Here is a 6,920-nt window from a genome sequence, read left to right as displayed (position 1 = left end):
CCATCACCCCGGCCCCCTCCCTTCGGACCGCTCCCCAGGACGCCTCGGGCCGGCAAACCGGCCCGGCGCCTCGGCGCACGCCCGCCCCGCGTGCGCCGAGGCGTCCGCGCCCCGCGCTCAGTCCTCCAGCGCCAGCCTCATGAGCGTGAGGTCGAACCAGCGGCCGAACTTCAGTCCCGCCTCGCGCACCGTGCCCACCTCCGTGAACCCGAACCGCCGGTGCAGCCGGACCGACGGGGCGTTGCCCGACTCGATACCGGCGATCATGCTGTGGTGCCCGGCCGCGCGTGCCGCGTCGACGAGGGCGCCCAGCAGGGCTTGGCCGATGCCCAGGCCCTGGCTGCCGTCACGGACGTAGACGGAGTTCTCCACGGTGTGGCGGTAGCCGTCGAGGTCGCGCCACGGGCCGTAGACCGCGAACCCGAGGATCTCGCCGCTCTCGCCATCCCGGCCGCCGTGGCCGCCCTGGCCGCCGGTCTCCGCGACGAGCGCCGAGCCCCGCGCGAGGTGTACGGCGAGCCAGGCGGCGGCGTCGGCCGGTGACTGCGGGGTGTCGGTCCACAGGGCCGTCGAGGTGGCGACGGCGTGGTTGCGGATGGCGCGGATCGCCTCGCCGTCGGCCGTCGTCGCCGGACGGACCCTCACCACCTCGCGCTTCTCATATATTGGCACCATGTCCAACATAGTAGATCCCCTGGTCGAGCGGATCGCCGTCCGCGTGCGCACCGAGCGCGAGCGGCGCGGCTGGACCCTCAGCCGGCTGGCCGAGGCCTCCGGGGTCTCCCGGGCCATGATCCACCGGATCGAGCGGGGCGAGAGCAGCCCCACCGCCGTCGTGCTCGGCAAGCTGTCCGCCGCGTTCCGGCTCAGCGTCTCCTCACTCCTGGCACTGGCCGAGGGCGAGCCGCAGGGGCCCGACGGCGCGGGCGCGGTGCGCCGGCACGACGAGGCGAGCGAGTGGCGCGACCCGGACACCGGCTACCGGCGCCGGCAGATCACCGGGCCGCGCTTCCCCGTGGAGACGGCGGAGATCCGGCTCCCCGCCGGGGCTCGGGTGTCGTACCCGGCGGCGTCCTTCGCGTTCGCCCGGCAGGTCGTGTGGGTGCTGGACGGACGGCTGACCTTCCACGAGGGTGCCACCGTCCACGACCTCGGCGCCGGCGACACCGTGGAACTCGGCGAGCCCGCACCCTGCACCTTCGTCAACGACGGCGACGCCGAATGCCGGTACGTGGTCATCCGCGCCCAGGCCGACCGGCCGTGAGCGGCCCGGCCCTCCCCCGGTACGGCACGCTGCTCCTCGCGTGCACGGCGGCCACGGCGATCGCCAACAACTACGCCCTCCAGCCCGCCCTCACCGACGTGGCCGACGACCTCGCACTGTCGGCGGCCACGACGGGGCTGATCCCGACGGCCACCCTCGTCGGCTGCACGGCGGGCTTCGCGCTGCTGCTGCCCCTCACCGACCGGATCGCCCCGCACCGGCTGGTCGGCGTGCAGCTCTGCGTCCTGGCCGCCGCGCTCACGCTGGCCGCCGCCGCGCCCAACGCGCCGGTCCTGCTGACCGCCTGTCTGCTCATCGGCGCGATGGCGGGGGTCGCGGCGCAGGCCGGGGCCATCGCGGGCCGGTACGCCGCGCCCGGCCGGCGCGGCACGGCCATGGCCACGGTCGCCACCGGTCTGTCGGCCGGCGTCCTGCTGAGCCGCTGGGCCGGCGGGAGCCTGGCCGACCTCCTCGGCTGGCGCCGCATGCTGCTGGTCTTCGCCGGGCTCGCGCTGCTCGGCGCGTTCGCCACCTGGCGGTTCCTGCCCCGCGACCACCCCGGCCCGCGGGACGGATATCCGGCCGCGCTCGCCGCACTGGCGCCGTTGCTGCGGCGGCACCGCCCGCTGCGCCGTGCCGTGGTCACCGGCGGCCTGTGGTACTTCGCCTTCAACGTCGTCTGGGTGTCCCTCTCGCTGACGCTCGCGCGTCCGCCGTACTCGCTCGACGCCACCGCGATCGGCCTGTACAGCCTGGCCGGGCTGCTCGGGTTCGCCGCGCTGCCGTTCACCGGCCGGCTGGTCGACCGGTACACACCGGGCCGGGTCATCGTCGGGGCCATGGGCGTGGCGGCGCTCGGCACGGCGGTCCTGGCCGCCGGTTTCCCGCACCCGGTCCGGGCCGTGCTGGGGCTGGCCCTGTTCGACGCGGGCTGCTTCGCCGCGCAGGCCGCCAACCAGAGTGTCGTGGTCGCCGTCGACCCCGACCGCTCCGGCAGTCTCACCGGCGTCTACCTCGTCCTCTACTTCGCCGTCGGCGCGCTGGGCACGGCCGCCACCGCCCCGCTCCTCGACGCGTTCGGCCCGCGCGGCACGGCCCTCACGGCCCTCGCCGCCCTCCTCACCGCCGCGGCCGTCACCGCCGCCCGCGCCGGGGAGCCGGATCCGGCGGGCGCCGCCCGCGACACCCGCCCGGCGCCGTCCCCCCGGTGACCGAAGAGTTCCGGCGGGGGGCGTCACCGTCCCCGCTCAGCCCGACGGCGATGACCGGGCCGACCCCGCCCGCACTGATGCGTGACTCCTGGCGGCCGGGCCGCCGCGGGACGACCGGTGCGGCCGTCCTGCAACCGCACTGGCCGCAAACGTGTCTTCGTCCGCGTGGCCCGATGTTCGGGGACACGGCATCGAGCGCGTGGTGCGGGCGGGCTGGGGGACGGCGATGAACGCATGGGCGGTACCGGGGTACTCCGAGTCGCTGGAACTGGGGTCCGGGGCGAGTGGGCGGGTGGTGCTCGCCGTCCATGAGCCGACGGGCGTGCCGGTCGCGGTGAAGTACCTCAGCGAGGCGCTGCGGACGCGGCCGGGTTTCGTGCACGGGTTCCGTGCCGAGGCACAGCTTCTCGCCGGGCTGGGGAGCCCGCACGTGGCCGGTCTCTACGAGTACGTCGAGGCGACGAACGGCGCCGCCATCGTGATGGAACTGGTGGACGGCGTCTCCCTGCGGACCGCGCTGGCCCGGCAGGGTTCCCTGTCGCCCGAGGCGGCACTGGTCGTCCTGAAGGGCTCGCTCCTCGGGCTGGCCGACGCGCACCGGGCCGGCGTGGTCCACCGGGACTACAAGCCGGAGAACGTGCTGGTCTCGCCCGAGGGCGTGTCCAAGCTGGTCGATTTCGGGATCGCGGTCGACGCCGGTGTGCGGGCCGGGATCGCGGGCACGCCCGCCTACATGGCCCCGGAGCAGTGGACCGGTGCGCCGGCCTCACCCGCCGGGGACGTGTACGCCGCCACGGCCACCTTCTTCGAGTGCCTGACGGGGCGCAGACCCTACGCGGGCGACCACCTGGCCGAACTGGCGCTGCAGCACGTCGAGGGCGCGATCCCGGTCGCGGAGGTGCCCGAGGCGGTGCGCCCGCTGGTCGGCCGCGGGCTGGCCAAGTCGCCTGAGCACCGGCCCGCGGACGCGGCGACGTTCGTCGCGGAGCTTGAGGCGGTCGCCGTGGCGGCGTACGGGAGCGACTGGGAGGAGCGGGGACGTGGTCGGCTGGCCGCGCTCGTCGCCCTGCTCCTGTTCCTGCTCCCGACCGCCCGCGAGGCACCGAACGCCACCACGGACACGGCCCGTACGGTGTTCACGCGGGGCCGCTCGGGGCTGCGTCCGTGGCGGCCGACCTGGCCGGGGCTCGCGGTGTCCTTGGCCGTCGTGCTCGTGGCGATCCTCGCGGCGCGCGGCGCCGGCGAGGACGCGGCGGCGGCCTCCCGGGAGGCGGGGCGGGTGCTGGCCACCACCAGCGCCGTGCCGGGCACGCCCACCGGCACCGCGCCGGCCGGCACCGCGACGCCGTCGGCGACGCCCACGTCCACACCGCCCGCCACCGCCTCGTCCGGCAGCCTCGCTCCCCCGCCGACGGCGTCCGTCGCTCCCTCGGCCTCCGCGACCACGCCCGCTACGGGTACGGCCACCACGACGGGGGAACCGACGGCGTCGGCTTCGCCCACCGCGACGACCGGCACCTCCGCCCCTCCTCCGGCGCCGCCCGCGGTCAAGGACGTGGCCGTGACCGGCTTCCGGCAGACCGGGCCCGGCACGGCGACGGCGACGATCACCGTGACGACCGACGGCACCGGCCCGGTCTCCGTCACCGTCGGCTGGTTCACGGGAAACACCACGGGCCAGGCGGGAGCCGGCGACGGGACACCGTCGACGACGCGGCACAGCGGTGCCACCCAGTACTCGTTCACCGTCGACCACGCCTTCCGGGGCACCGGCTGCTACTGGACGGTCCAGGCCGGCACCGCTCCCGCCTCCGCCGACGACGGTGCCTCCCAGCAGCTCCTGACCCGGCAGTGTGAACTCCGATGACCATCCCCGACGGGGGCCCGCCCGCACCCGAACCCCTCCGCCCGTCGAGACCCGACTCCGGGGACGACGAGTACAGCGCGACCGTGCTGGCCAGTCACTGGGTCCAGCGTCCCGAACCCGACCCCGCGCCCGCGCCCGCGCCCGCGCCAACCGTCGTCGTCGACACCGGGGCCACTCCCGGCGACGCGACCGTCCTGCGCTTCGGGCCCGGCGTGACCGCGGCCATCGCCCGCCGCCCGCATCCGGCGCCGCCCACGCTCGTGACTCCCCCGGCACCGCGCCGCCGTCCGCAACGGCACGCGCTGCCCGCGCTCGTGCTGGTCGCCGCCGTGCTCTTCCTGTTCTGGCGGCAGCACTCGGCATCGGAGGTGGGCGTGCGGGAGGTCTCGGTGACGGCCGCGCGGGAGACCCTGGGCTGTGACACGACCGCCGGCATCGTCGGGGTCGTCCGCACCGACGGCCGGCCCGGCACGCTCTCCTACCGGTGGGTGCGCAGCGACGGCACCTCCTCCGACGTACGGCACACCACGGTCGCCCGGGGACAGCGGCAGGTGCGGATCGAGCTGCTGTGGAGCTTCCAGGGGCCGGGCCGTCACACCGCGGTGGCGGAGCTGCGGCTGCTGTCGCCGGAGCGCCGGTCGGCCGAGGTCGGGTTCGTGTACGACTGCCCCTGATCCGGCTGCCGCCGATCCGAATCCGGCTGCCGCTGATCCGACGGCCCTGAACCGCTCCCGGCAGGAGTACAAAGGAGGGGCGGACGTCACGATCCTCCGCCTCCCGTCATGCCGGAAGGAGGCCTCGGCAGCCATGACGACGGTCCGAAAGGGCGGCCCGAACCCGCGCATGTGGCTGGGGCAGGGCCTCTTCACACGCGTCGCCGGGCCGGACGGTGCCCGCAATCGCGCCCTCATCCACGGCACGCCCGGTCCCCGCTGGTTCGGACCCGAGCGGCCCGTGCGCCGGGTGCACGGCGACGCCTCGATGTTCGTCGGCGGGCTGTCCGCCCTGCTGCTGCAGTCGCTGCACCCGCTCGCCATGGCGGCCGTCGCCGCCCACTCGGGCTTCCGCGGCGACCCGTGGGGCCGGCTCCAGCGCACCAGCACCTTCCTCGCCACCACGACCTACGGCACCGCCGAGCACGCCCAGCGGGCCTGCGACCAGGTCCGCGCCGTCCATGAACGCGTCCGGGGGGTCACCGCGAGCGGTGAGCCGTACCGTGCCTCGGACCCGCGTCTGCTGGCCTGGGTGCACGTCGCCGAGGTCGACAGCTTCCTCCGCGCCCACCAGCGCTACGGACTGCGTCCGCTGTCGGACGCCGAGTGCGACGGATACGTCGAGGACACGGCACGGATCGCCGTCGCCCTCGGCATCCCCGATCCGCCGCGCACCAGAAGGGAACTGGCGGCGCGGCTGTCGGCGTACCGCCCGGAGCTGCGGGCCACGCCCGAGGCCCTGGACGCCGCCCGCTTCCTCCTGCTGCGCCCGCCCGTCCCGCTCGTCGCCCGCCTGCCCTACGGTGTGCTGGCCGCCAACGCCGTGTCGCTGCTGCCCGACTGGGCCGCCGCCGAGCTGCGCCTCCCGCGGCTCGCCGTGGTCGACCACCTGTGCGTCCGGCCGCTCGGCGCCGCGATGACGGCGGCGATCCGCTGGGCCCTGGTGCCGGCCCGCAGCGCCGCGATCACTTCGCCGGTCTGACGTACCGGTGTCGGGGTCGGGCGGACTCGTCGCCGGTGCGGCTCAGGTGCAGTTCTCGCCGAACTTGACCGCCGTGAAGGTCACCGGCTGCCCCTTGAGGGCGGTCCCGGCGGCCGGATTCTGGGTGCAGACCTTCCAGTTGCTCTCCATCAGCACCCAACGGTCCTCCGCCGAGGCGTCCTTCACCGTGATCGACGTGCCGCCGTCGAGGGCGGCGCGGGCCGCCTTCACGGACCTGCCGCGCACGTCGGGCATCTTCCCGCCGGCCGCGGTAGGTGCCGCCTGCTCCTTGTCCGGACAGGTCTCGTCCAGCTTCACCGAGCCGAAGTCGAGCGTCGTGCCGGTGGACGCCGAGGTGCCCGCCCTCACGTTCTGGCTGCACACCTTCCAGTTGCGGTCGTAGGCCTGCATCCGGTCCCGGCCGAGTGAGTCGTGGGAGGTCAGCCCGTAGAAGCCGATTTCCTGGGCCTTGTCCTGTGCCGCCTGGAGCCCCATGCCGACGAAGTCGGGCAGCGTGGCCCTGACGTCGGCGGCCACCTTGCCGTCAGGAGAGGCGGAAGCCGTCGGAGTCGCCGGGGCCGGGGCAGCCGTGCTGGAAGCGGGCGCGGCGGACGGCGTCTTCGCGGCGGAGTCCGCAGCCGGATCGCAGGCGGTCAGAGCGCCGGCAGCAGCGGTGAACAGAACAGTGAGAACAAGGCGATTGCGCATGGAATCCCCCGAGTGGTGCCAGTACAGACCGGACACGGTAGACCACTCGTGAAGGAATCGTGAAGTCGAGGGCTCCGTACGGCGAGCGTCGTGCCCGGAGCCGCCTCACGCCGCCCGTACGCGGTCCCGGGCCCGGGCCGGGTCCGGGCGCGACGCTCGCCGTACGGAGCCCTCG

At 75.3% G+C, this 6,920-nt stretch carries 7 protein-coding genes; 5 read left to right on the top strand and 2 right to left on the bottom strand.

The annotated features are described in order from the left end of the window. Window positions 1-117: 117 nt before the first annotated feature. Complete coding sequence (locus P1P75_RS38155) at window positions 118-675, bottom strand: GNAT family N-acetyltransferase (protein ID WP_319264062.1); 558 nt, start codon at window positions 673-675, stop codon at window positions 118-120. Between P1P75_RS38155 and P1P75_RS38150 the strand changes: the two genes are divergently transcribed. The 5 genes from P1P75_RS38150 (at window position 674) to P1P75_RS38130 (ending at window position 6,037) form a co-directional block, all read left to right on the top strand. After that, the gene (locus P1P75_RS38150; protein ID WP_319264061.1) at window positions 674-1,264 is read left to right on the top strand and encodes an XRE family transcriptional regulator; all 591 of its coding nucleotides are present in this window, start codon (window positions 674-676) and stop codon (window positions 1,262-1,264) included. The two genes, P1P75_RS38155 and P1P75_RS38150, sit on opposite strands and share 2 nt — an antisense overlap. After that, entirely contained in the window at window positions 1,261-2,475 is a 1,215-nt protein-coding gene (locus P1P75_RS38145) for an MFS transporter (protein WP_319264059.1), read from the top strand. Before P1P75_RS38150 ends, P1P75_RS38145 begins: the two co-directional genes overlap by 4 nt. Window positions 2,476-2,701: 226 nt before the next feature. Beyond that, the gene (locus tag P1P75_RS38140; protein WP_319264057.1) at window positions 2,702-4,342 is read left to right on the top strand and encodes a protein kinase; all 1,641 of its coding nucleotides are present in this window, start codon (window positions 2,702-2,704) and stop codon (window positions 4,340-4,342) included. After that, a complete protein-coding gene (locus P1P75_RS38135) occupies window positions 4,339-5,016 on the top strand; it encodes a hypothetical protein (RefSeq protein WP_319264056.1) in 678 nt (225 codons plus the stop codon). Before P1P75_RS38140 ends, P1P75_RS38135 begins: the two co-directional genes overlap by 4 nt. A gap of 133 nt (window positions 5,017-5,149) precedes the next feature. Continuing rightward, window positions 5,150-6,037 carry an oxygenase MpaB family protein gene (locus P1P75_RS38130; protein WP_319264054.1) on the top strand — a complete coding sequence of 296 codons (888 nt, stop codon included), beginning with the start codon at window positions 5,150-5,152 and terminating at the stop codon, window positions 6,035-6,037. Window positions 6,038-6,079: 42 nt separating this feature from the next. Here P1P75_RS38130 and P1P75_RS38125 read toward each other — a convergent pair whose 3' ends face one another. Further along, entirely contained in the window at window positions 6,080-6,745 is a 666-nt protein-coding gene (locus P1P75_RS38125) for a PASTA domain-containing protein (RefSeq protein WP_319264053.1), read from the bottom strand. Window positions 6,746-6,920: the final 175 nt, after the last annotated feature.

Source organism: Streptomyces sp. ID05-39B (genome assembly GCF_033794725.1).
GTDB lineage: Bacteria > Actinomycetota > Actinomycetes > Streptomycetales > Streptomycetaceae > Streptomyces > Streptomyces bobili.
This window is presented reverse-complemented; position numbering and strand designations above follow the sequence as displayed.

Coding starts and splice junctions, on each gene's coding strand:
- P1P75_RS38125 (WP_319264053.1), bottom strand. CDS start 6,745: ATGCGCAATCGCCTTGTTCTCACTGTTCTGTTCACCGCTGCTGCCGGC.
- P1P75_RS38150 (WP_319264061.1), top strand. CDS start 674: ATGTCCAACATAGTAGATCCCCTGGTCGAGCGGATCGCCGTCCGCGTG.
- P1P75_RS38135 (WP_319264056.1), top strand. CDS start 4,339: ATGACCATCCCCGACGGGGGCCCGCCCGCACCCGAACCCCTCCGCCCG.
- P1P75_RS38155 (WP_319264062.1), bottom strand. CDS start 675: ATGGTGCCAATATATGAGAAGCGCGAGGTGGTGAGGGTCCGTCCGGCG.
- P1P75_RS38140 (WP_319264057.1), top strand. CDS start 2,702: ATGAACGCATGGGCGGTACCGGGGTACTCCGAGTCGCTGGAACTGGGG.
- P1P75_RS38130 (WP_319264054.1), top strand. CDS start 5,150: ATGACGACGGTCCGAAAGGGCGGCCCGAACCCGCGCATGTGGCTGGGG.